Annotated in this window: 21 protein-coding genes; 16 read left to right on the top strand and 5 right to left on the bottom strand. The window is 31.8% G+C overall.

Features of this window, described 5'->3' with window-relative positions; all coding sequences use genetic code 11:
* Positions 1-161 precede the first annotated feature (161 nt).
* Genes ppk1 through Q1A73_RS03805 form a run of 5 tightly spaced genes read right to left on the bottom strand, consistent with a single transcriptional unit; the run spans position 162 to position 5,453 of the window.
* Positions 162-2,264, bottom strand: coding sequence for a polyphosphate kinase 1 (ppk1, locus tag Q1A73_RS03825; protein ID WP_299601793.1), 2,103 nt, complete (start codon positions 2,262-2,264; stop codon positions 162-164).
* Positions 2,265-2,321: 57 nt separating this feature from the next.
* Positions 2,322-3,194, bottom strand: coding sequence for a nucleoside phosphorylase (locus Q1A73_RS03820; protein WP_299601790.1), 873 nt, complete (start codon positions 3,192-3,194; stop codon positions 2,322-2,324).
* Position 3,195: 1 nt separating this feature from the next.
* The gene (locus Q1A73_RS03815) at positions 3,196-4,134 is read right to left on the bottom strand and encodes a DUF1835 domain-containing protein (protein WP_299601787.1); all 939 of its coding nucleotides are present in this window, start codon (positions 4,132-4,134) and stop codon (positions 3,196-3,198) included.
* 31 nt (positions 4,135-4,165) lie between these two features.
* Positions 4,166-4,495 (bottom strand): translation initiation factor, encoded by a 330-nt coding sequence (locus Q1A73_RS03810; RefSeq protein ID WP_299601785.1) that lies wholly within the window; start codon positions 4,493-4,495, stop codon positions 4,166-4,168.
* Positions 4,496-4,502: 7 nt separating this feature from the next.
* Complete coding sequence (locus Q1A73_RS03805; protein ID WP_299601782.1) at positions 4,503-5,453, bottom strand: 2-oxoglutarate and iron-dependent oxygenase domain-containing protein; 951 nt, start codon at positions 5,451-5,453, stop codon at positions 4,503-4,505.
* 287 nt (positions 5,454-5,740) lie between these two features.
* On the opposite strand from Q1A73_RS03805, the gene Q1A73_RS03800 reads away from it, so the two are divergent.
* From Q1A73_RS03800 to Q1A73_RS03725, 16 genes are all read left to right on the top strand, one after another.
* Entirely contained in the window at positions 5,741-7,741 is a 2,001-nt protein-coding gene (locus Q1A73_RS03800) for a dehydrogenase E1 component subunit alpha/beta (protein WP_299601780.1), read from the top strand.
* 256 nt (positions 7,742-7,997) lie between these two features.
* Positions 7,998-8,996, top strand: a complete 999-nt coding sequence (locus tag Q1A73_RS03795; protein WP_299601777.1) for an SDR family oxidoreductase — start codon at positions 7,998-8,000, stop codon at positions 8,994-8,996.
* Positions 8,997-9,030: 34 nt separating this feature from the next.
* Positions 9,031-10,311 carry a nucleotide sugar dehydrogenase gene (locus Q1A73_RS03790; RefSeq protein ID WP_299601774.1) on the top strand — a complete coding sequence of 427 codons (1,281 nt, stop codon included), beginning with the start codon at positions 9,031-9,033 and terminating at the stop codon, positions 10,309-10,311.
* A 49-nt stretch (positions 10,312-10,360) separates the two neighbouring features.
* Positions 10,361-11,902, top strand: coding sequence for an oligosaccharide flippase family protein (locus Q1A73_RS03785; RefSeq protein ID WP_299601771.1), 1,542 nt, complete (start codon positions 10,361-10,363; stop codon positions 11,900-11,902).
* 7 nt (positions 11,903-11,909) lie between these two features.
* Positions 11,910-13,190, top strand: coding sequence for a hypothetical protein (locus Q1A73_RS03780; protein WP_299601768.1), 1,281 nt, complete (start codon positions 11,910-11,912; stop codon positions 13,188-13,190).
* 27 nt (positions 13,191-13,217) lie between these two features.
* Complete coding sequence (locus Q1A73_RS03775) at positions 13,218-14,183, top strand: polysaccharide pyruvyl transferase family protein (protein WP_299601766.1); 966 nt, start codon at positions 13,218-13,220, stop codon at positions 14,181-14,183.
* A 15-nt stretch (positions 14,184-14,198) separates the two neighbouring features.
* Positions 14,199-15,158 (top strand): class I SAM-dependent methyltransferase, encoded by a 960-nt coding sequence (locus Q1A73_RS03770; protein WP_299601764.1) that lies wholly within the window; start codon positions 14,199-14,201, stop codon positions 15,156-15,158.
* Between the two features lie 44 nt (positions 15,159-15,202).
* Positions 15,203-16,312, top strand: coding sequence for a glycosyltransferase family 4 protein (locus Q1A73_RS03765; RefSeq protein WP_299601761.1), 1,110 nt, complete (start codon positions 15,203-15,205; stop codon positions 16,310-16,312).
* A complete protein-coding gene (locus Q1A73_RS03760; RefSeq protein WP_299601758.1) occupies positions 16,309-17,424 on the top strand; it encodes a glycosyltransferase family 4 protein in 1,116 nt (371 codons plus the stop codon). The genes Q1A73_RS03765 and Q1A73_RS03760 overlap by 4 nt, the downstream gene beginning before the upstream one ends.
* A 1-nt stretch (position 17,425) precedes the next feature.
* Positions 17,426-17,998: a hypothetical protein gene (locus Q1A73_RS03755; RefSeq protein WP_299601755.1), complete on the top strand. Its 573-nt coding sequence runs from the start codon at positions 17,426-17,428 to the stop codon at positions 17,996-17,998.
* Between the two features lie 45 nt (positions 17,999-18,043).
* Entirely contained in the window at positions 18,044-19,138 is a 1,095-nt protein-coding gene (locus Q1A73_RS03750) for an EpsG family protein (RefSeq protein WP_299601753.1), read from the top strand.
* Positions 19,139-19,167: 29 nt separating this feature from the next.
* Entirely contained in the window at positions 19,168-20,058 is an 891-nt protein-coding gene (locus Q1A73_RS03745) for a glycosyltransferase family 2 protein (RefSeq protein ID WP_299601751.1), read from the top strand.
* Positions 20,058-21,197 (top strand): glycosyltransferase family 1 protein, encoded by a 1,140-nt coding sequence (locus tag Q1A73_RS03740; RefSeq protein WP_299601748.1) that lies wholly within the window; start codon positions 20,058-20,060, stop codon positions 21,195-21,197. Before Q1A73_RS03745 ends, Q1A73_RS03740 begins: the two co-directional genes overlap by 1 nt.
* A gap of 5 nt (positions 21,198-21,202) precedes the next feature.
* Positions 21,203-22,606: a hypothetical protein gene (locus Q1A73_RS03735; protein ID WP_299601745.1), complete on the top strand. Its 1,404-nt coding sequence runs from the start codon at positions 21,203-21,205 to the stop codon at positions 22,604-22,606.
* A 101-nt stretch (positions 22,607-22,707) separates the two neighbouring features.
* Positions 22,708-24,033, top strand: coding sequence for an MBOAT family O-acyltransferase (locus tag Q1A73_RS03730; protein ID WP_366141416.1), 1,326 nt, complete (start codon positions 22,708-22,710; stop codon positions 24,031-24,033).
* A gap of 64 nt (positions 24,034-24,097) precedes the next feature.
* Positions 24,098-24,967, top strand: coding sequence for a hypothetical protein (locus Q1A73_RS03725; protein WP_299601740.1), 870 nt, complete (start codon positions 24,098-24,100; stop codon positions 24,965-24,967).
* Positions 24,968-25,015 lie beyond the last annotated feature (48 nt).

Genomic DNA, 25,015 nt, shown 5'->3' with positions numbered 1-25,015 from the left:
AGTCTGATATATTCGACTATATTAGCAACATATAACCCAAAATAAAAACAATAATCGTTATGAAAAAGAATTTTTTAAAAAACAAAGGTGCTGAAGTGAAAGTGGCAAAGCTAAAAAGTAACACTTTAGAAAATGGTATCGTTGTTTTCATTGCGCTACTTTTATTGACTAATTTTTTCATCAGTCTTAAGATATTGTTCGGATAATATGTTATCATCAGTATGTATCTGATTTAGATATGTTCTGATTGCTTTTTGTGATTGTATGGACGGTTCATCGTCCATTTTCTTTTGATAGCTGTTACTAGATTTAGCATCTTGAATCCTAGATTTTTTATTATCACTTAGTTGCATATCCAGAATAGTTTCTAATTCTTTTTTACAATCTGTATCTAATATCGGAGTTAACACTTCAATTCGTTTATCCAAGTTTCGTGTCATCCAGTCTGCACTTCCAATAAAAATCTTAGATTCTCCTCCATTTTCGAAATAGTAAATTCTTCCATGTTCTAAATACCGATCTACAATACTAGTAATTTGGATATTTTCACTCATACCTTTTAATCCAGGAATTAAACAAGTAAAACCTCTAACCAGTAATGTTATTTTTACACCAATACTACTTGCTCTATATAACTTATTTATAATCTTTTTATCTTCTAGACTGTTTAATTTTGCTTTTATAATTGCAGGCTTCCCGTTTTTAGCATTTTCAATTTCTATATCAATCAGATCTTCGAAGGTATTTCTTACCGTAAAGGGAGCTACTAATAATTGTTTTGGCTTAGGAAGTATCATTTTACCTGACAGAACCTCAAATACTTCACTTAAATCTTTCGTGATCTTTGAGTTGGAAGTAAATAATCCATGATCACAGTATATTTTTGAAGTTTTTGCATTGAAATTTCCTGTACCAATATATGCATAAGACTGGATAATATCTTTTTCTTTTCTCTTTACTAAAAGTATTTTGGAGTGCACTTTGATTTTAGGGTAACTGTAAAAAACAGAAGCTCCTTTTTCTTCAAATGTTTTACCCCATTTTAAATTATTTTTTTCATCAAAACGTGCTTTTGCTTCAATGAATACAGTTACTTTTTTACCATTTTCAATTGCTTTTAATAAAGAATTGGTTAGTTCAGATTCTTTTGCAACTCGATATAGTGATATTTTTATTTCAGTTACATATTGGTCTGTAGAAGCTTGATTTATAAAATTTTGCACATAATCAAAAGACATATAAGGAAAGTGCACTAATTGATCTTTTCCTTTAATGATATCAAAATAGTTGTCACTTTTTTCAAATTCACTATGTCTTACTTCAGAAACTGCTGGGTAATGTAAAAAACTGTTATTTGTTGGATCCGGAAAGCTAAAAAAATCACTGAAGTTATGATACTTGCCACCAGGCATCATATCGATTTTCCCTAAATTAAATAATTTTCTAACCTCATTCTTAAGTGTTTTGGGCATAGATGAGTCAAAAAGTAATCGTGTGGGTTGTCCAAAATTCCTTTGTGAAAGGGATTCTTTAATTTTTTCAGCTAAAATACCTTCAAACTCATCATCTATATATAATTCTGCATCTCTAGAAAGTTTGATTTGATAACTATCTAAAATCTTTTGATTTTCAAAAATTTGATTTAGGTTTAATTTTATAATATCGTCTATAAAGGTAATATAATGACTCTCATTTTCTGTAGGGAGACAAACAAATCTTTCTAACTGATCCGAGGGAATATTTACAACCCCAAAAGATTCGCTCTCTTCAAAAGTGACTAGATAATATAGTTTATTATTTTCTAGAAAAACTTCTTCTTGATCAGAATTAGTAACTAATTTTGAGTCAATTAGAGGAAGAACTTTAGAAATAAAATATTGAGTAGTAAATTGTTGTTGGTCAGTAGTATAAAATTGATAATTAACTAAGTGTATATCGTTTTTGGCAAGTTCTGGAATGAGGGTGCTAAAAAATATTTTTCCAAATTTTTCTTGTTGAAGTTTTACTAATTTTAGTATTTCTTTTACCTGTTTATTAGGTTTTAAAGCAAGTTTTTTTCGTAATTGTTTATCAATCTTTTTGATTTGGCGAAGTCTGGAAACTCTTACTCTGAAATATTCATCGAGATTAGACGAGAATATCGCCAAAAACTTTAACCGCTCATATAATGGGTTTGTTGGATCCTCCGCTTCTTGTAAAACCCGTTCGTTAAAACTTAACCAATTTATATCCCTATCATTATAGGTGTATTTATTTTCATCCATATTTAAAATTAAATTATCCTATACATTTAGTTTTTAACTAAAAGTTAAATTTAATTTTTAGAAACTAATAATTTTATCTAAGGTGTATTTAATGAGGTTGTCTATTGTTTTTTCCGAGTCTTGGCTAAAACGTCCTGTAGCTCTATTTGCTAGGATAGCATTCATAGATACGGCTCGATGTCCTAAAAGTTTAGCCATTCCATAAATTCCTGCAGTTTCCATTTCTAAATTAGTAATTTTTTTATCTGCATAGGAAAAAGAGCCTATTTTTTGGTTTAATAAGGCATCAGATGTTGCTAATCGTAAAACTCTTCCTTGTGGCCCATAAAACCCGACATTAGTAATAGTAAATCCTTTAATAGTTTCATCACTTTGCATATGTCTACCAAGTTTTTTGTCAAAGGAAACTACATATGGCGATGATTTTTTATTACTCCAATTTAAATGTTTCATTAGTGGTTCTGATATCTGTGGGAATTGTACATCTTCACTGTCATAAAAATGCAGCAAACTATCAAATCCAATGGCGATTTCAGAAACTATAAAACTATCAATAGGAATTTCAGGTTGTATAGCACCAGAGGTACCAATTCTGATAAAATTAAGCGACGTATGCTCATCTTTTACCTTTTTTGTTTTTAAATCAATATTCACTAGTGCATCTAACTCATTAAATACAATATCTATGTTGTCTGTGCCAATTCCAGTAGAAATTACAGTTAACCGCTTACCCTTGTAAGTCCCAGTTTGTGTATGAAATTCTCTTTTTCGAGTTGCGTGTTCAATACTATCAAAATACTGAGTAATTTTAGAAACTCTATCAGGATCGCCTACTGTGATAATGGTGGATGCAATATGTTCTGGCTTTAAGTTTAAGTGGTAGATACTGCCATCATCGTTGAGTATCAGTTCGGATTCAGCTATCGCCATTTTATAATTTTAATAAATTGTGTGTTTCTTTGTTATAGAGGTAATCATATTTTTTGACACCTCCGTAGTACCAATCTAGCATTTGAGTATTATAGAAGTTTTTCTTTTCCTCTAATGCTAATCTTCCTCTTTCGGATAATAATAAACGATCTTTGGTTTGATCAAAGAATTGAAATAATCTTGCTAATACTCGCTTCATTTGCATGTCACCATATCCATAGAATCCCTGATATTCCAAAGCATATCCCATTAACTGTTTAATATTCTTAATTTGGTAATTATCAACCATCTCTAAAATATTATGCTCTAAAGTATTAAGTCCCGTTAACATATTAGGAAATCTTTGTAAGTGTGCTCTTAGGCATATGGATAAGTATTCGAAAGAGGATTGTTTTTTAATCTGTCCAGCTATTTTTTTAGGATTAGACTCACAGTACAATGTCCAAACATGAGAAGCAAGTTCTAGATCATTAAGATTTAGTAGTACTTTTTGTTCGTAGTGCTGTTTTAGTTGTGCAGCTGTTAGTTCACCTAATCCTAAACATTTTTTGGCATTTTCTACGCGTCCACTGCAAACTAAATAAATAGGAGTTTCTTTAACTCCTTTACGAAGCAGTAAGCTAATGGCAGCTATCATATTTATATGACAGAAAAGATCATATTCGAACCAAAGAATAATTTCATCGAATTTGTGAATAGTATCCAACTTATCAAGTTGTGTCACAAATTTACTTTGATAATCTGCATGTGAAATTCGGTAATACTTTTTTAAGAATTCTTTTCTTATGGCAATACCTTTTTCGGTTTCAAATTTAATCGAAGTGGGGCCTTCACAAAGCATTTCACGCCAAATCATAAATTCTCCATCGACAAGATTTAGCTCTTTCAGATAGTCTGTTAAGCTATCTCCATTGGTTATATGTAATGTTTTAGCCCCCAAAAATGTATTCTTTTAATGGTTAATTAGAAAATCATCCTCCAACTCTTTTTACTTTAAAACCTTTAGAGGTTAGAATATCCATAATTCTATCTCTGTAGTCTCCTTGTATGATAATTCGGTCATCTTTAAAGCTTCCACCAACACTTAATGTTGTTTTAATTTCCTTAGCAAGCTTTTTAAAATCTTCATCCGCACCCGTATACCCTTCTAAAATAGTTATTGGCTTTCCTTTTCTCTTTTCATATTTGCAGATAATAGGATCATCTTGCATCCAAATACCTTCATTTGTTTCCTCTGTTTTCTCCTCTTCTGTAAATTGATGATCCGGAAATAAATTTTTTAATTGATCTTTTAAATCCATAATTATATTACTTCTTTATCAATCCTATTTCTACTAATCTTTGATGAAGAAACTCACCTGCAGTAATATCATCATATTGTTTTGGATTATTATCAGTGATACATTCTTCCAAACAATTGAGCTTCATATCACTTCTTGGGTGCATAAAAAATGGGATGGAATATCTTGGTTTACTCCATTGTTCTTTTGGTGGATTGATTACTCGGTGAATAGTAGAACGCAATTTATTATTAGTATGACGTTCTAACATATCTCCAACATTAATTACCAGTTCATCCTCTTCTGGTATTGCGTCGATCCATTCTCCATCTTTACGTTGCACTTGTAACCCTCCAGTAGAAGCACCCATTAATAGGGTTATGAGATTTATATCTCCATGTGCACCTGCTCTTACTGCACCTTTTGGTTCTTCGGTAATCGGTGGATAATGGATAGGTCTCAAAATACTATTTCCATTACTAGCCCAATGATCAAAATAATTCTCATCTAATCCTATATAAATAGCCAAAGCTCTTAAAACATAAATACCCGTTTTCTCAAGCATTCTGTAGGCTTCCATACCCGTAGGATTAAAGTCTTGTAATTCTTCGACAATTACATTTGGAGGATATTCCTCTTTTAGGTTAGCATCTTCCGAAGGTTCTTGACCAAAATGCCAAAATTCTTTTAAATCACCTTCTTTTTTTCCTTTGGCATGTTCTTTTCCAAAGGAGATATAGCCTCTTTGACCTCCTAATCCTTCAATTTCATATTTCTGTTTGTCTTCTAAAGGCAAAGCAAAAAAAGCTTTTACTTCTTTATATAGTTCATCGACTAAATCATCACTTAAAAAATGATTCTTTAATGCTACAAAACCTATTTCTTCATAGGCTTTACCAATTTCATCAACAAACTTTTGTTTACGTGATGGATCTTCTGATAAAAAGTCGGCAAGATCTACACTCGGTATATTATTCATGGTTGTATTATTTACTATAACTAAAATAGATGTATTTACTTAAATATACATCATGCTGTTCATCTTTTTTTTAACATTTCAGAAGAATGTCAAATTAATTATATTTTAATAAAATCGAATGAAAACCTAGTAAATTTAATTAAATCATAGTATTAATTAGGTTAAATTAACAAGTACTTAATAGTATTCTTGGGTCGAGGCTATTTCTGAAATAAAAATAACTACATTTACTAGGCTATCTTTCTATTTCTGAAAGTTGAAATTGTTTCACGAATTGATTTAATAATATGGCAGAAGAAAAGTTATTATCTGATTTTGATATAAAGGATTATGGTAAGGAATTATTGGTTTCATTGTATGCCAAAATGTTAAAACCAAGATTGATTGAGGAGAAAATGCTCATATTGTTACGACAAGGCAAAATATCTAAATGGTTTAGTGGTATTGGTCAAGAAGCAATTTCAGTTGGGGTTACTGCAGCCTTGAGTTCGGATGAATATATACTACCAATGCATCGAAATCTTGGAGTATTTACAACAAGAGAAGTGCCTTTATATCGACTTTTTAGTCAATGGCAGGGGAAAGCGAATGGTTTTACAAATGGTCGAGATCGTTCTTTTCATTTCGGTTCGCAGGAATATAATTTAGTCGGAATGATATCTCATTTAGGGCCTCAATTAGGTGTCGCTTGTGGTATTGCTTTAGGTAACTTGTTGAAAAAGAATAACAAGGTTACAGCAGTTTTTACAGGAGAAGGAGGAACAAGTGAGGGAGATTTTCATGAAGCTTTGAATATTGCTTCAGTTTGGAGTTTGCCTGTTATTTTTTGTATCGAAAATAATGGGTATGGCCTATCTACACCTACTTCAGAACAATATAATTGTAAACATCTTGCTGATCGTGGATTAGGGTACGGAATGGATTCATATGTAGTTGATGGTAATAATGTAGTAGAAGTTTATAATACTATACGAACCATTGCAGCTGATATTAGAACAAATCCAAGACCTGTGTTGATTGAGTTTAAAACTTTTAGAATGCGTGGTCATGAAGAGGCTAGTGGCACCAAATATGTACCGGAGGAACTCATGCAATTTTGGGCTAAAAAAGATCCAATAGAAAATTATAAAGAATTCTTGGTTAACCATGCTATTTTATCAGAAGAAGAAGATTTTCGCATAAGATTGGAAATTAAGGAAGAAATTGATAGAGATTGGAAGCGCACGAATGAAGAAGAAGGCGTTTTGGTTGATATAACCAAAGAACTAAATGATGTTTATAAAGAATTTCATTTTGTAGAAAGCAACCCCCTAGATAACACATCTGAGGAATTACGATTTATAGATGCAATTTCTGAAGCTTTAAAGATTGGAATGCGCAGAAATGATCATCTAGTCATTATGGGACAAGATATTGCTGATTATGGTGGTGTTTTCAAGATTACGGAAAATTTTGTTGAAGAATTTGGGAAAGACAGAGTTAGAAATACTCCTATTTGTGAATCAGGAATAGTTTCTACTGCATATGGGTTATCTGTTAATGGTATGAAAGCAATCGTAGAGATGCAATTTGCTGATTTTGTTTCTTCAGGATTTAATCCTATTGTCAATTTACTGGCAAAATCTAATTATCGTTGGAGTCAAGCGTCTGATGTAGTTATTAGAATGCCTTGTGGTGGTGGTGTAGGAGCGGGACCATTTCATAGTCAAACCAATGAAGCTTGGTTTACTAAGACTCCTGGTTTAAAGGTGGTTTACCCTGCTTTTCCTAAGGATGCCAAAGGACTATTGTTAGCAGCGATAGAAGATCCAAATCCAATATTATTTTTTGAACACAAGGCGTTATATCGTAGTGTTAGACAAGAGGTGCCGAAAGAATATTATACAACACCTATTGGAAAAGCAGTTTTATTAGAAGAAGGAGAGGATATTTCTGTAATCACATATGGAGCAGGTGTGCATTGGGCTTTGGATGTTTTAGAAGTTCATTCTGAGATTAATGCAGATGTTATCGATTTAAGAACGTTGAAACCGATTGACATAGATACTGTTATAAAATCGGTAAAGAAAACAGGAAAGGCTATTATACTGCAAGAAGATTCTATGTTTGGAGGTATAGCTTCAGACATTTCTGCTTTGCTAATGGAACATTGTTTTGAGTTTCTAGATGCGCCAGTAAAAAGAGTTTCAAGTTTGGATACACCTATTCCTTTTGAGCCCAATTTAGAACAGCAATATTTACCAAAAAAGAGATTCGAAGAAGAGCTGTTAGAATTGTATAGGTATTAACACCTGTTTTTCGTTCCGAAAACGTTTTTGTTAATAAAATCGAATTAATATTTAAATAATTGATTTTTAGTTATTTATGTTTTTTAAAATCGATGAATTGATTTTTTTTTAGGATAACGGAACATTAAGTATTTATTATGGGTCAAAATCCCCTGAGATATAAGTTGTGTGTTCTGTTGTTAAATGTTAATTTCGCGCTGTCTATGTCAAAAACATAGCGCAGGGGATTAAAAATCAAGGGGTAATACAAAAATACATGAACACTAACCAATTGGAGCTGTTAAGTTCTTCTACTGTTCTGGTAACTGGAGCGGCAGGTTTTATAGGATCTAACTTATGTGAGGCATTACTGGATAAAGGCAGTAAAGTAATAGGTTTAGATAATTTTGCAACAGGTCATAAGAGAAACCTGACTACATTAATTGAAAATCCAAATTTTACTTTTATAGAAGGAGATATTAGAAACCTCGAGGATTGCAACAAAGCTTGTAATGGTGTTGATTATATATTACATCAAGCTGCATTAGGATCAGTACCAAGATCCATAAATGATCCTATAACTAGTAATGATGTAAATGTAGGGGGGTTTCTAAACATGCTTGTAGCTGCAAGAGATGCGGGTGTTAAAAGGTTTATTTATGCAGCGAGTTCATCCACATATGGAGATTCTAAAGCATTACCTAAAGTAGAAGAAAAAATCGGAAAACCTTTATCACCGTATGCAATTACGAAGTATGTAAATGAATTATATGCAGATAATTTTAAGAGAACTTATGATTTAGATACAGTAGGTTTGCGATATTTTAATGTTTTTGGAAGAAAACAGGATCCAAATGGAGCATATGCTGCCGTTATTCCGAAGTTTGTAATGCAATTCATGAAATATGAATCTCCTGTAATTAATGGCGATGGTTCTTTTTCAAGAGATTTTACATATATAGATAATGTAATTCAAATGAATCTTAGAGCTATTGTCTCTGATAATAAAGAAGCTCTAAATAATGTATATAATACAGCATTCGGGGAAAGAACTACCTTAAATGAATTAGTAACTTTATTAAAAGACTATCTTTCAGAGTTTGATCCTAAAATAAATGATGTAGTAGTAAAGAATGGACCAGAACGTAAGGGTGATGTGCCTCATTCTTTAGCATCAGTGGATAAAGCAAAAACATTATTAGGATATGATCCTGAATTTGATATGAAATCAGGATTAAAAGAAGCCGTAAAATGGTATTGGAATAATCTTAAATAGACCATTCTAATAAATATAAATAACAACAATAGCCATGCAAGATATTAAAATAGCAATCATAGGTCTGGGATATGTGGGACTTCCTTTAGCTAGACTTTTTGCAACCAAGTTTCCCGTTATTGGTTTTGATATCAATCAAAATAGAATAGAGGAGTTACGATCAGGTAAGGATACTACATTAGAAGTTGAGGATGAAATTCTTCAATCAGTTTTAACTGAAAGCAGCAAAATGGATCAGGGACTTTTTTGTAGTTCCAATATTGAAGACATAAAAGATTGTAACTATTATGTAGTTACGGTACCCACTCCAGTAGATAAGAACAATAGACCTGATCTTACACCATTATATAAATCAAGTGAGACGGTAGGGAAGGTATTAAAAAAAGGAGATATAGTGATATATGAATCTACAGTGTATCCTGGTGTTACTGAAGAAGAATGTATACCAGTTTTGGAAAAAGTAAGTGGATTGAAGTTCAATGTTGACTTTTTCGCTGGGTATTCTCCTGAACGTATTAATCCTGGAGATAAATTACATACTGTAGAAAAAATATTAAAAGTAACTGCAGGTTCTACTCCAGAGATAGGAAAAAAAGTAGATGATTTATATGCTTCGGTAATTACTGCAGGAACTCATTTAGCACCTACAATTAAAGTTGCGGAAGCTGCCAAAGTAATAGAAAACTCCCAACGTGATATTAATATTGCATTTGTAAATGAATTAGCAAAGATCTTTAATCTAATGGACATAGATACAAATGACGTGCTAAAAGCAGCTGGAACAAAATGGAACTTTTTACCATTTAAGCCAGGTTTAGTAGGTGGTCATTGTATAGGAGTCGATCCATACTACTTGGCTCAAAGAGCGCAAGAATTTGGATATCATCCGGAAATAATTCTAGCAGGAAGAAGATTGAATGATAGTATGGGACAATATGTAGCGTCCGAAGTTATTAAATTGATGGTCAATCATGATATCAAAATCAAAGGAGCTGATATTTTGGTACTGGGAATAACATTTAAAGAAAATTGTCCTGATGTTCGAAATACCAGAGCGGTTGACGTAATTCAAAATTTAAAGGATTTTGGAACCAATGTAAATATTTATGATCCTTGGGCTAACCCATCTGAAGTAGCACATGAATATGGGTTATCAACTATGAATGAATTACCTAATACTAAGTATGATGCAGTCGTATTAACAGTAGCACATAAGGAGTACTTAGATATTGATTTAAAATCACTATTGAAACCAGATGGTGTTTTATATGACGTAAAAGGAATATTAAAAGAGGAAGTGCACGGAAGATTATAAATATGCTTCCTGTTTTTTTTAAGTAAAAACAACTTTTAAACCAACCAAATTGAGCCAACTAAAAAAAGGAGCTTTATTAACGTATTTAAAAATCTTTTTGATTAATGTTGTTGGGATTGTAATAACCCCTTTAATCGTTAGTTATTTAGGAAAAGATGAGTACGGAATATTCAATGCAATTGGTGCTTTAATTGGAACCATAGCTTTATTGGATTTTGGCCTCACCAATACAGTAGTTCGCTTTATTGCAAAATATCGTGCGGAAAAAGATCGAGAAGGAGAAGAAAATTTTTTAGGAACAGTTAGAATACTATATGCTGCGGTTTCTACACTAGTTGTAATATCGGGTAGTATTTTTTATTTCTTTATTGATAGTTATTTTACAAAATTTAATGCAGAGGAATTAAGAATTGCAAAAATCATGTTTGTGATTTTAGTCTTTAATTTGGCAATTCAATTACCTGGAATGATATTTACTGGAATCTGCAAGGGATACGAAAAGTTTGTTTTTCCTGAGTCTGTAGGTATTATTCGATATATATTACGATCGTTAACTATTGTATGTGTTTTATATTTCGGTGGAAGAGCAATAGCCTTGGTTATTGTTGACACTATATTTAATATGCTTACGATTTCAGTATCTGCTTACTATGTATTGGTGAAATTGAAAGTACGATTTAAGTTACATAAACTCTCAAAAAGCTTTATTCTTCAGATTTTTCAATATTCGAGCTGGATTTTCCTTTTTGCTATTGTAAATATGTTACAATGGAAATCTGGAAGTTGGGTATTAGGCGCAATAAGTATTCCTAAAGTATTAGGGATATATGGTATTGGAATAGCTCTTGGTACATACTATGGAGCTTTTTCTACAGCAATTTCTAGCGTTTTTCTTCCAAGAGCAACACAGATGTCTGTTAATAATGCGAGTGGAGAAGAGTTAACTAATATGATGATTAAATTAGGAAGATTATCTTTCATTATTTTGATGTATATTTTTGGTGCCTTTTTATTGTATGGAGAACAATTTATAAACCTTTGGGTAGGTGGTGGAGAATCGGCAGCAAATGGGAGGTATACCGCAGAAGAATGTAGAGAAATTTACATGATTGCTTTGATCATAATGATTGGGTATACATTACCATTACTACAAGCTTTTGGGAACTCCATTTTAGAAGCTAAAAACAAACTCTCTTTTAAAGCGATTTTGTATTTAAGTTTTATGATTGTTGGTGTTGTTGTTGGAGGGTTTCTAGCTATGAAATATAGTGCTACGGGAATGATAATTGGTCTTGTCGGAGGATGGATGATTGTTCAAAACGTGATGAACTTTTATTATCATCATACCATAGGATTAAATATTATCCGTTTTTTCAAAGAATTACTTCATAAAGTAGTATTAGTGGTATTATTGGTGGTTGCAGTTGGTTACTTTATAAATTATATTCCGGGTGATGGATGGTTTAGTTTTATAGCCAAAGGAGTATCATACACATTAGTTTTTGCTGTAATGATGTATACCTTAGGAATGTTAGAATACGAAAGAGAATTATTTAGAAAACCTATTGTTTCATTACTGAAACGAAAATAATATAAAAATGGATACCTTAAAACTACAAGCAATCACATACTCTGATAACGGTCGTAAGATCAATTATGACTATGTGGTAGGTGCTGATATCCAAAAATTCTTTGTGGAGAAAGAACCTTTTTATTCCAAATATCAAATAGATGTAAGTTCTACTCCAGAAAGTATCGCTGTGATTCCGTTTTTGAGTAATGTCTTACCAATGGCTTGGTTTGCTGGGTTTGATATAGAAGTTGATGAAGTTGATGAAGATTTCTATAATGCTCAAGAAAAAATAAAACAGGAGTTTGCTAAAAGAGATGTACCGAGTTCTTTTACAGGAAAGTTAGTAGCAAAGAAACTAGTAAAAAACTCTGTAAAGCATACTAAATCGGCAATGCTTTTTAGTGGTGGGGTAGATGCTTATGCTACTTATATTAGAATTTATGATCAAAAACCTGATTTGATAACGCTGCATGGAGCAGATATCACTATTGCTGATAAAGGTCAATGGAAAGAGTTTACAGATTTCATTGAAAATGAAGAGTTGTTAGTAGATAATAATAAAGAATATATAGAAACCAATCTGAGAGATTTTTATACGTATCAAGTAGAATTACTGCTAAAAGATATAGGTTGGTGGGGTAAAGTACAGCATGGTTTAGCGTTAGTAGGGTCTATTGCTCCTTTAGCTTATATTCATAACTATAGTTCGGTTTATATTGCGTCTTCATATACTGATCATATTGATATTGATTGGGGATCTACACCAGAAATTGATGAAAAAATTACTTGGGGTTCAGGTTTTAGAGTTTATCATGATGGGTATGAACTTAAAAGACAGGATAAAGTAGATTTAATAGCAAAATTTGCCGAGGATAAAAATAAGAGATTTAGACTTAGAGTTTGTTATTCTGAAAAAAGAACAGAGTTTAATTGTAGCTATTGCGAGAAATGTTTTAGAACTATAATGGGACTTATTCTCAATAACCAAAATCCAAATGAATATGGTTTTAATGTAGATGGATCGGTTTATGACAAAATTTATCAGATTTTACATATAGGCTCTGGAAGTAAAGGAGTAAAATACTTTTGGTGGGAATTAATGGAAAAGGCTAAGAGTGTGGATACATTTTATGTTTTTGATAACAAAGAAGTTGAAATTGCCCGTATGAACGAGTTTAGAAACGGCAAGGTAGATAGACTTTTAGAAGAAAAAATTAATAATGCAAATAAAGGAACCAATCGATTGAAATTTATTATTAGAAATAAATTTCCTTGGTTACAAAAAATATATAGAAAATTAAAGTAGATACAAACTAGGTAAATTGTAGAACTAATGAAATACGGATTACTTACATACGATGAGAATAAGAACTTTTTTAATGTTGGAGACAATATTCAAAGTTTAGCGGCTAAACAATTTTTGCCAAAGGTAGATACGTTATTAAATAGAGAAAGATTAGGGGAGTACACGGGTGATCCTATAAAGTTAATCATGAATGGGTGGTTTACTCATAATATCCATAATTGGGTGCCGTCAGATAATATTGATCCTATTTTTGTGTCTTTTCACATGAATAATACAGCTGCTCCGGCTATGTTAAGTGAAAAAGGAATTGCATATCTAAAAAAGCACCAACCTATTGGATGTAGAGATCAATTTACAGCAGATACTCTTAAGGCCAAAGGAATTGATGCCTATTTCACTGGATGCCTGACATTAACTTTAGATTCTTATAAAGTTGATGATTCAGAGAGAGGAGATGATATTTATATTGTTGATCCTTTATATAGCTATCCAAGAGCAGAAAAGGTATTTTACAATACAAAAATCACTATTAAAAATATATTAAATGGATCTGCTTTCAAACTTGGAAAAAAAGATAAACACATAAAAAAGTTTATCAGTAAAGAAGTATTGGACACAGCCACGTTTATCAACCAAGAACCGCCTTCGAATACTTATACAGACGAAGAAAAATTTGATATGGCTGTTGATTTGCTAAATAAATATGCAAAAGCAAAGCTAGTCATAACCTCTAGAATACACTGCGCATTACCATGTTTGGCAATGGGTACTCCTGTAATCTTTGTAAATGGTTTTGATAGTTTTGTAGATTCTTGTCGATTTGATGGGATTCTAGAATTATTTAATCGAATTGATATTGATAGTAAAACAGGAACTTATACTTCTAATTTTGGATTAGAAGGTAAAATAACCAACGAAACCACAGTAAAAAACCTCGAAAAACACCACGACTTAGCCAATGCACTAAAAGAAAAAGTTACTAATAAAATCTAAACAACCGCACAAACGATGAAAAGGGTACTCAAAAAACTGTTAAAGGATAACTTCTTTACAGCTCCAAAGAAAATGCAACAAAAACATACTACATTTTCTAAAGAGCAATTAGAAGAGTTAACAAAATCACTTAAAGAAAACTACTTAGACAGAGGAAATACCAAAAGTAGATTATCAACTGCAGAATATAATCAGGCAGTAAGTGGACAGCTTTTTGATCGTTTGTATTATAATAGAAATAGGATAGCGCCATGGTTACATCGTGTAAAGGATCTAAATGGAGCTAATATTTTGGAAATTGGATGTGGAACAGGTATTTCTACATTAGCCTTAAGCGAGCAAGGTGCCAAAGTAGTAGGTGTTGATGTGGATGCTGGAGCTTTGGAAGTAGCTAAGGATAGGATGAGAATAGCTGGATATGAAGCAGAATTGCATCATGTAAATGGAGAAGAAATTGAAGAGAATTTTAAGGATAGAAAGTTTGATTTCATCATCTATTATGCGGTTTTAGAGCATATGACGGTTAGTGAACGATTAGAATCATTACAACAAGCATGGAGAATGTTATCAAGCGGAGGCTATCTAGCAATTATAGAAACTCCGAATAGATTATGGTATTATGATTCGCATACGGCTGCACTGCCTTTTTATGATTGGTTACCAGATGATTTAGCGTATTACTATTCTAAATTTTCCAGTAGGAAGAATTTTAAAGATTCTTATCGTGAGATTGATGATGAAAATATGATGAAATTTAAAAGATGGGGAAGAGGAGCTAGCTATCATGAATTTGAAGTAGCAATAGCACCTTTAAAAGAAATTAATATAGTAAGCAGTTTAATGAAGTTCGAAAAGTCTGCTTTTCTAAAGGTTGGTTTTAAGGGATTACGTTATATAAAATTTCTAAAATCAATGAATAAAAATCTAAATAGCGGTTTTTGCTATCCGTATTTAGATATTGTAATAAAAAAGTAACAAAAGTATCTCCCCCAAATACTACTATTCTTAAACGTAATTTGATGAAACTGGTATATATAGTAAATCGTATCGACGGTCCTGGAGGATTGGAAAGGGTGCTTTCGATAAAGGCTAGTAAGCTTGCAGATGATTATGATTATGATATCCATATAGTTACATTAAATCAGAATACAAGAGAACTCTTTTACGATTTTAGTCCTAAGCTATCATATCATAATGTAGAAGCGAAAGGAAATCCTATATCTAGGATGTATAAGTATGCTAAAGGACTGAGAAATACGATAAAAAAAATACAACCAGATGTAATTGCAGTTTGCGATGATGGGTTAAAAGGTTTTTTCGTACCCCTGGTTTTGGGTAAACCTTGTCCTATGATCTATGAAAGACATGTTTCTAGAAATGTAGAAATAAAAAAGGGGAAGAGATCTTTAAAGAAAAGAATTACCACTGCTACCAAATTTTCTTTAATGAATTTTGGCGGAAAGTATTATGATCATTTCGTGGTACTTACCAATGGGAATTTAAATGAATGGACGTTTAAAAATCTTAAAGTTATTCCTAATCCATTATCTTTTTATCCAGAAGAAAAAAGCTCTTTAGAAAATAAAAAAGTATTGGCTGTAGGGAAACATAGTTTTCAAAAAGGATATGACAGACTCTTAAAAAGTTGGCAAAAAGTAAATGATATACACCAGGATTGGAGCTTAGATATTTATGGGACTATTAGTGAAAAAGAGGGCTTGAGTAAACTTGCAGAAGATCTAGGGGTATCTAATTCAGTCAATTTCTATCCACCAGTAAAAAATATAGCAGAAAAGTACCAACAAGCATCGATTTATACAATGTCGTCGAGGTATGAAGGATTCGGAATGGTATTAACAGAAGCGATGGCTTATGGTGTGCCCTGTATTTCTTATGATTGTCCTTATGGTCCATCTGATATAATTAGTGATAAAGTAGATGGTCTTTTAGTAGAAAATGGAGATATAGATGCTTTTGCAAAAGCTATTCTTACCTTAATGGAAGATGAAGATAAACGGAGAGCTATGGGAAAGAATGCTAAAGAAGCGGTCAAAAAGTATCTACCAGAAACTATTGCCCAAGAATGGAACCAGCTTTTTGTTGGTTTAACTAATACCTCATCGAAATGAGAATCGTATTTGTTATAGATCAGGTATATCTCCATGGGGGAATCGAAAGAGTACTTTCTATAAAAGCAAATTATTTTGCTTCTCTAGAAAATTACGAAGTACATATTATCACTACAGAACAAAAAGGGAATACACCTTGTTATTCTTTTGATCAAAATATTGTTTTTAAAGATTTAGGGATTAATTACAATAGAAGAAAGTCCTATTTTCATCCTAAAAACCTAAAAAAACTTCCTAATCATATTGCCAAAACAAAGGCTGCTTTAAGAGAAATTAAGCCAGATGTTGTGGTGGTGTGCAGTCATAGTGTAGATACTTATTTTGTTCCTTTTATAGTGAAAAGTATTCCTAAAATTAAGGAGTTTCATTATTCTAGGTTTATAGAAAAAGACAAAAGAGCAAATCCTAGTTTGTTTAAAAAGTACTTTTTCAAGTTTGCGGATTATGTGGAAACAAAATATGATAAGTTGGTAATCCTAAATAAGGATGAAACAAATTATTATAAAAGCAATAATACAGTTGTTATACCAAATCCATTGACCTTCTTCCCAGATAATGTGTCAAATCTAAATAACAATCGAATCATTACTGCAGGTAGAATTGCTGCAGTAAAGGGATATGATATATTGATAGATATTTGGGCGGAAGTTTCAAAAACTAAAAAAGACTGGAATCTTCATATCTTTGGGAGTGGGGAATCGAATTATGTCGAGAAGCTTCAACGTAGAATTAATGAAGTAGGTGTTCAAGATACATTGAAGTTGATGGGACCAACAGATAGGATGCAAGAAGAAATGTTAGATTCTTCTATTTTTGTAATGACTTCGCATAATGAGTGTTTTCCATTGGTTTTACTAGAAGCTCAAGCATCTGGTTTACCGATAGTTTCTTTTGACTGTCCATATGGACCTAGAAATATAGTAAATAAAGAAACAGGAATTTTAGTACCAATGTATGACAATTCCGAATTCGCAAAACAGTTGATTGAGCTGATGAATGATAGGGATACCATTAAGAATATGGGAGCAAAAGCTAGAGAGAATTCGAAAAAGTATGAGTTAGCACAAATTATGAATCTTTGGCAGGGTTTGTTTACAGAAGTAATAAAGTAATATGAGATCACTAATTTTAAATATATATAAGATCTTTTTATTTCCTCATGTGATCATTTATAAAGGAAGTAAGAATAAAGATCTAATTGATAAGGATATAGAAAGATGGGCCTCGGCCAAAGGTATGATTGGAGGTAAGGTTTCTTTGCTTCTAAATTTTCTGGCGAACTCTCCAGACTTTAGAACTTTGTTTTACTTTAGAAATAGAGGTATGGTCTCTAGTCTACTAAACTTGTATTGCAAAAAAGAAAAATATTTTAGAATTGATATCAGTACTAAATTAGGAGGTGGTGTATTAACAGGACACCCATACAGCACCATTCTAAATGCAGAAGAAATTGGTGAGAACCTATATGTAAATCATTTGGTAACAGTAGGTGAAGTAGATGGAAAAAGGCCAACAATAGGGAATAATGTTTCTATTTATACAGGAGCTATAATTATTGGAGATATTAAGATCGGAAATAACTGTTCTATAGGAGCTGGTTCTGTTGTAGTTAAAGATGTTCCGGATAATTGTGTAGTAGTTGGAAATCCAGCACGTATTATTAAGCAAGACGGGAAAAAGATCTAGAAAATATGATGTGTAATAAGATAACTGTTAAAATAAGCTAGTAAAATGAACACTTTTGTGCCTTTAGAGTTTTACTATCCGTTGTATATTAATTTATGCTTCTTTTTGGTGGTATTTACTTTATTACACACTAGACTTTTACAGATTAGTGAGCACAAGAATATTGTTTTCATAAATTTTTCTGGATACTTCTTGTTAATTTTTCTAATACTTTACATTGGTCAGCGCCCTATAAGTGGGATTTTTGGGGATACGGTCAATTATATAGTTACATTTGATCGATATCGACTCGGAGGAGAAATTCCAGAGGTAAATGATTATGGTTGGCATGTGTTCATGAAAACATTGGCACAGATCGTATCAGCGCACACTTTTTTTACAATTTGTGCATTTATCTACATTTTCCCATTATACAAGATTTCTAAAAAATTATTTGGACAATACTGGTACTATTCATTTGTAATGTTTATCGTTTCCTTTTCCTTTTGGACTTATGGAGTAAACGGAATGCGCAATGGTGCTGCAACTTCCTTGTTTTTATGGGGATTATGTTATCATGAGAAAAAGGTAGTAATGGCGTTGTTTTTTCTAGCTGCCACATTTTTCCATAAAACCCTGTTTTTACCAATTTTCGCATATATAATTACAAATTTTTATAATGATCCCAAAGTATTCTTCAAAGGTTGGCTATTTTGTATTCCGTTGTCTTTGGTAATGGGAAGTTTATGGATAACACTATTTGCTAGTTTAGGTTTTGGCGATGATCGACTTACTGGATATTTAACTTCTGAGGTAGATGCAAATACATTTGCAAGTACAGGATTTAGATGGGATTTTCTGTTCCATAGCGCTTTTGCAGTTTTTGCGGGATGGTATTTTATTTATAAAAAGAAGTTTGAAGATAAATTTTATTATCAATTGCTAAATACCTATTTGATTTGCAATGGGTTTTGGATTTTGGTTATAAAAGCTAATTACTCGAATCGATTTGCATATCTATCATGGTTTATGATGGCAATCGTGATCATATATCCATTTCTAAAGAAAGAATTTTTTAAGGACCATCATTTTATGATTGGGAAAGTAATGTTGGCCTATTTTTCATTTACATATATGATGTACTATTTATATTGGGGATAAACACTAACAACAAATCAATTAATCAACTAATGAAAACGATAACAGTATTTACACCAACTTACAATCGGGCGTATTGTTTGCATAAATGTTATGAAAGTTTAATTAAGCAATCAAATCAAGATTTTGTTTGGTTAATTATAGACGATGGTTCTACGGATGATACAGAATCATTAGTAGCTTCTTGGATAAAGGAAGGGAAAATAGATATACAGTATCATTATCAGGAAAATCAAGGAATGCATGGTGGTCATAATGCAGCATATCGTTTAACAGAAACTTTGTTAAATGTATGCATAGACAGTGATGACTGCATGGGAGAAGAAGCTATAGAGAAAATATTAGTTGCTTGGGAGAAAATAAAAGATAAACCAGAATATGCAGGTCTTGTAGGATTAGATGCTGATCCTGATGGAAAAATTATAGGCACAAAAATTCCAGATCATATTAAAGAAACTACCTTGTATGATTTGTATAATGTACACAAAGTTTTAGGCGATAAAAAATTGGTGTATCGTACAGAGGTTGTAAAGAAATATCCTTCTTATCCAATTTTTGAAGGAGAGCGTTTTGTTCCACTAGGGTATCTATATCAATTGATTGACCAAGATTATAAGTTACTTCCTATCAATGATGTTCTTTGTGAAGTTGAATATATGCAGGATGGTTCAAGCATGAATATTTTAAAACAATATAGAAGACATCCAAAAGGCTTTGCATTTTCTAGAAAAAGTAGAATGCAGCTTGCAGAAAATTTCAAAGACAAATTTAAAAATGCAATTCATTATGTGTCTAGTGCCATTTTCACTAAAAATGGGTCTTTTATTAGTGAATCTCCAAAGAAGTTGACTACAATTTTAGCCATTCCTTTTGGAGTACTTTTAAATCTTTATATACGATACAAAACTAAAGGAGAGTTTTAATGGGTGTTATAAGGGTTTTACAGGTATTTACTATCATGAACAGAGGTGGAGCCGAGTCGATGATCATGAATTACTATAGAAAAATAGACAGGAGTCAAATACAGTTTGATTTTCTGGTACATCGCAAAGAAAAAGCTGCTTTCGATGAAGAAATAGAAAATTTAGGAGGAAGAATATATAGATTTGATCCAATAAATCCTCTTTTTCCGGGAGATTATTATAATAAATTAAGAGACTTCTTTAAAGAGCATTCTGAATACTCAATAATACATTCTCATTTAAACACTTTTAGTTGTTTTCCATTAAAAATTGCAAAAGAATTTAATATTCCTTGTAGAATTGCTCATGCTCATATTGCCATTGATGATGTTAGTTTAGGTTCTCTTTTTTCAAACAAAGAAAGCATAAAAGAAACTTTCAAGAAATTGATAAAACTTCAATTAAAAAAGAAAGTAAAAAAAGATGCTACAGATCTATTTTCATGTGGTGATAAAGCGGGGAATTGGTTGTTCGGTAAGGATATTTCTTTTACTACTATGAATAATGCAATTGACACAGAAAAATTTGCATATAATCAATCTATTGCTCAGCAATACAAAAAAGAGTTTGATGTAGAAAAAAATCTAGTGATTGGGCACGTAGGAAGATTTGCAAGTCAGAAAAATCATACCTTTTTGCTTAAGATTTTTAAAGAAGTTTTACAAAAGAAACCTACGGCTGTATTAATGATGGTAGGAGATGGACCTTTACGTTCAGTAATGGAAAAGGAAGCGGCACAGTTATCAATAGAAAAGAATGTTCGTTTTTTAGGAGTAAGAGCAGATGTACCACAACTGTTTCAGATGTTTGATGTATTTGTATTCCCATCTTTTTATGAAGGATTACCAGTTACATTAATTGAGGCACAAGCTGCGGGAATAAAAGTTTTTGCTTCTGATAGTATAACTACAGAAGTTAGTTTGACAGAAGATATCGAATTTTTATCCATAGATCAATCGCCAGAAAGCTGGGCAGATAAGATTTTGGCAATAGATGCTTCTGTAAAGAACGATAATGTACAGAAAATTGTGGAGGGTAATTATGATATTGTTTCTAATACATTAGAAATTCAAGAATTCTATAAAGAACAAATAAGATAGCAATTATGGGGAAGTTGCAAGAAAAAATTTATAATAGTTTACCTTATCCTTTTAAGTTTATTTTACTAAACGTAAAAGCTTATCAAAATTCTAAACAACGTTATACCAAAGAATTTGAAACGTACTTAAATGAGTATATCGATTTATGGGATTCGGATATTGATGTAGTAAAGAGGTATCAGGAAAGTAGACTAAAGGTCTTATTATCCGAAGTATTTGAGCATTCTGATTGGTATGCGTCCAAAATGAAGGATTTAGGCATTACTTTACAGGATATTGAAGAGAATCCCTATGAAGTTCTTCAAAAAATGCCAATATTAACAAAGTCAGAAAGAAAGACAAATCCAGAAGCTTTGGTTAATAAAAAGCGACCTACCGATGGAGTGGGGTATACTAGTGGAACTTCTGGTGCTCCGACGGTAAATTATTTAGATAAAGAATCTATCAATAGATCTTTTGCGTTATGGCGTCGATTTCATAAAGCTATTGGTTTAGAAACACGAAGAGTAAAACAGGTGCGATTTTCTGGGAGATTAATCATAAAACCAGATGCAAAAAAGGCTCCTTTCTGGGTATATAATTATTTTGAGAATCAGTTGTTGATGTCGACTTATCATCTAACGGATGAAAATTTACCTAGTTATATTAAGAAATTAAATAAATTCAAACCGCTATTATTAGACGGTTATCCTTCAGCGATTTATATTATCAGTAGATTTATAAATCAAAATAATATTGATGTTAAGTTCACTCCCAAAGCTATTGCTGTTACTGCAGAGACCTTGTATGATTATCAAAGAACAGAAATAGAAAGAGCGTTTGGATGTCATGTGTTTAATCAATATGCGTCTAGTGAAGGAAGCCCTTTTATAACAGAATGTGTAAATGGTAATTTGCATTTAAATATGGATTCTGGGATTTTTGAATTTATTAATGCAAAAGGGGAAAAGGCAAAACCAGGAGAAGTTGCACAATTGGTGGTTACTAGTTTTACCAATTTAAAAACTCCTCTTATCAGATATAATATAGAAGATACTGTTTTACTTTGTAATGAAGGAAAAGTTTGTGATTGTGGTTGTGTGATGCCTATGATCGAAAAATTAACCGGTAGAGAAGATGATATTCTTTGGACCAAAGAAAAAGGATATGTCGGTAGGATGGATACGGCTTACAAAGGATTAGAGGGTATTGTAAAAAGCCAAATTGTACAGGAAAGTCATGATGAAATCACAGTTAATTTGATAGCTGATCAAAACTTTGACGATGGAATGAAAGAAAAATTAGTACACAATTTAAAAGACCGATTAGGACAGAATGTAAACTATACAATCAATATAGTAGATGATATTCCTTTGGGACCTAATGGAAAGTTTGACGCGGTAAAAAGAAATTTTACAATCTCGCTTTAATTCGTTTTTGGTAGGTAATGTACTTTAATTCATTTGATTTTTTAATTTTTCTTCCAGTTACCTTTTTATTGTATTGGTTTTTGGATAAGAGGAAAATCGTCTTGCAGAATTTATTACTGTTAGCTGCTAGTTATATATTTTATGGCTGGTGGGATTGGAGATTTTTGTCATTAATAGTCTTAAGTACTGTTGTAGATTATGTTGTAGGTCTAAAAATATACGAGTCAAATTCTAAGAAGCATAAAAAAAGATGGCTGCTTTGTAGCATTTTCTTTAATTTAGGGTTACTAGCGTTCTTTAAATATTGCAATTTTTTCATTGATTCATGGATAGAACTATGTAGCGCTATTGGTATACAAAACCAAGAATTTACTGTAATGCGTATCATATTACCTGTGGGTATTTCTTTCTATACCTTTCAGACGATGTCTTATACTATAGATGTATATAGAGAGAAGCTAAAACCGACAAAAGACTTGGTTGCTTTTGCAGCATTTGTTTCCTTCTTTCCTCAATTGGTAGCAGGTCCTATAGAAAGAGCTACTCATCTGTTACCACAGTTCCTGAATAAAAGGAGTGTTTCTCAAGGTTCAATTTCACTTGGTTGTAAATTAATTATCATTGGATTTTTTCTAAAACTTGTAATTGCAGATCGAGCCGCTATTTATGTAAATGCTGTTTATAATAATGTTGAATTACATGATGGTCTAAGTTTTATTTTTGCGACAGTTTTATTTGCCTTTCAGATTTATGGAGATTTTGCGGGATATTCTTTAATCGCAATTGGTACGGCAAAGTTTTTTGGATTTGATTTAATGACAAACTTTAGAAGACCTTATTTTGCTGCATCTATTCATGAATTTTGGAATCGATGGCATATTTCATTGTCGACCTGGTTTAGAGATTATCTGTATATCCCGTTAGGCGGAAATCGTGTTGGTAAATTTAGATGGTTCTTTAATCTTTTTATTACCTTTTTAATAAGTGGATTATGGCACGGAGCAAATTGGACATTCGTATTGTGGGGAGCAATTAATGGAGCTTATCTTATTATAGAAGTATTGCTTAGTGCTAAAAACAGAAAAGGTATTCTAAATATCATAAGCACATTTATTCTTATCTGTTTTTCCTGGATATTTTTTAGAGCTAATACTGTTTCTGAAGCTTTTTATATTATAAAGAAAATAGTTCTTCAACCTGGTAAACTTTATATTGGAATGGGAGATGATATCGCCGCACCTTTTTATGCTGTGTTGGCAATTATAGTGCTGATTGGTTTTGAAATTTGGAGAGAGTATATAGGTTCTGTAAAGCAGATTACCGAAAAAACCGAGATTTCCAGAATGTTAGGATATAGTCTATTAATTTTCTTGATTTTATATTTAGGAGTTTTTGGGGATAGCCAGTTTATATATTTTCAATTTTGAGTAAGATCGTATGAACAAACATAGGGTTATAATTTTTAAGCTTATTAAACTATTAATTATCATAGTGATAGTTGATACGGTTTTAGGTATTGCAGCGGAAAAACTTTTCTATACACAAAAGACGGGTAAATATGCTCGCAGTACATATGCCATTGATCAAACAAATGCAGAGACATTAGTTTTTGGCAGCTCACATGCGCATAGACACTATGTTCCAGAAGTTTTAGAAAAAGAACTACAAACATCCGCTTATAATGTTGGGGCAGAAGGTCAACAATTATTATATCATTTAGGTCTTCAGAAAATGATCTTAAAACGAGTAGTCCCTAAAACTATTATTTTAAATATTGATGAAGACTTTTTGTTTAATTCGACCTTTGCTTATGATAGACTTCATGATCTATATCCTTATTATGGAGATCATAAAGATGTGCTAAGACCTATTTTTGCTGTAAACAATAGGTTTGTAGATATTAAAATGTTTTTTAAATCATATCTTTTTAATTCTACTATCGTACATATGACACGTTATTACGTATCTCCACAAATAGATTATAAAGGGTATAGACCACTTAATGGGACCGTAAGTGAAAAGGAAATTGATAATTATGAAAATGATATACAACAAAAAAGTAATGTAATAGATAGTAATCTTGTAAATGCCTTAAAAGAGTTTATTCTAAATGCAAAGTCGAACAATATTAAACTCATTTTTGTTACATCACCGAAGTTTATAAAGGGTAATTATAGAAAAAACAGATCTTTTTCCTTAATTAATGAGATAGCTACAGAACATAATATTCCTTTACTAGATTTTTTTAACGATCCGAGATTTAGTAATAATCATGATTTTTTTCATGATCCGTCTCATCTAAATGATAAAGGAGCTAAGTATTTTACTAAGCTTCTTGCTAAAGAGATTTTAGCTCTCTAATATTAACTAGTTTATGAGGCATGAGTACACTGTGCAATTAGTACTATA

The sequence above is a fragment of the uncultured Aquimarina sp. genome (assembly GCF_947492115.1).
GTDB lineage: Bacteria > Bacteroidota > Bacteroidia > Flavobacteriales > Flavobacteriaceae > Aquimarina.
Note: the sequence above shows the minus strand (reverse complement) of the source record. Positions and strands in the feature narration are given on the sequence as shown.

Excerpts from the sequence above, each read along its gene's own strand:
- Q1A73_RS03735 (WP_299601745.1), top strand. The coding sequence starts at position 21,203 with ATGGGGAAGTTGCAAGAAAAAATTTATAATAGTTTACCTTATCCTTTT.
- Q1A73_RS03775 (WP_299601766.1), top strand. The coding sequence starts at position 13,218 with ATGAAATACGGATTACTTACATACGATGAGAATAAGAACTTTTTTAAT.
- Q1A73_RS03745 (WP_299601751.1), top strand. The coding sequence starts at position 19,168 with ATGAAAACGATAACAGTATTTACACCAACTTACAATCGGGCGTATTGT.
- Q1A73_RS03765 (WP_299601761.1), top strand. The coding sequence starts at position 15,203 with ATGAAACTGGTATATATAGTAAATCGTATCGACGGTCCTGGAGGATTG.
- ppk1 (WP_299601793.1), bottom strand. The coding sequence starts at position 2,264 with ATGGATGAAAATAAATACACCTATAATGATAGGGATATAAATTGGTTA.
- Q1A73_RS03810 (WP_299601785.1), bottom strand. The coding sequence starts at position 4,495 with ATGGATTTAAAAGATCAATTAAAAAATTTATTTCCGGATCATCAATTT.
- Q1A73_RS03770 (WP_299601764.1), top strand. The coding sequence starts at position 14,199 with ATGAAAAGGGTACTCAAAAAACTGTTAAAGGATAACTTCTTTACAGCT.
- Q1A73_RS03805 (WP_299601782.1), bottom strand. The coding sequence starts at position 5,453 with ATGAATAATATACCGAGTGTAGATCTTGCCGACTTTTTATCAGAAGAT.
- Q1A73_RS03760 (WP_299601758.1), top strand. The coding sequence starts at position 16,309 with ATGAGAATCGTATTTGTTATAGATCAGGTATATCTCCATGGGGGAATC.
- Q1A73_RS03790 (WP_299601774.1), top strand. The coding sequence starts at position 9,031 with ATGCAAGATATTAAAATAGCAATCATAGGTCTGGGATATGTGGGACTT.
- Q1A73_RS03795 (WP_299601777.1), top strand. The coding sequence starts at position 7,998 with ATGAACACTAACCAATTGGAGCTGTTAAGTTCTTCTACTGTTCTGGTA.
- Q1A73_RS03755 (WP_299601755.1), top strand. The coding sequence starts at position 17,426 with ATGAGATCACTAATTTTAAATATATATAAGATCTTTTTATTTCCTCAT.
- Q1A73_RS03800 (WP_299601780.1), top strand. The coding sequence starts at position 5,741 with ATGGCAGAAGAAAAGTTATTATCTGATTTTGATATAAAGGATTATGGT.
- Q1A73_RS03820 (WP_299601790.1), bottom strand. The coding sequence starts at position 3,194 with ATGGCGATAGCTGAATCCGAACTGATACTCAACGATGATGGCAGTATC.
- Q1A73_RS03740 (WP_299601748.1), top strand. The coding sequence starts at position 20,058 with ATGGGTGTTATAAGGGTTTTACAGGTATTTACTATCATGAACAGAGGT.
- Q1A73_RS03750 (WP_299601753.1), top strand. The coding sequence starts at position 18,044 with ATGAACACTTTTGTGCCTTTAGAGTTTTACTATCCGTTGTATATTAAT.
- Q1A73_RS03780 (WP_299601768.1), top strand. The coding sequence starts at position 11,910 with ATGGATACCTTAAAACTACAAGCAATCACATACTCTGATAACGGTCGT.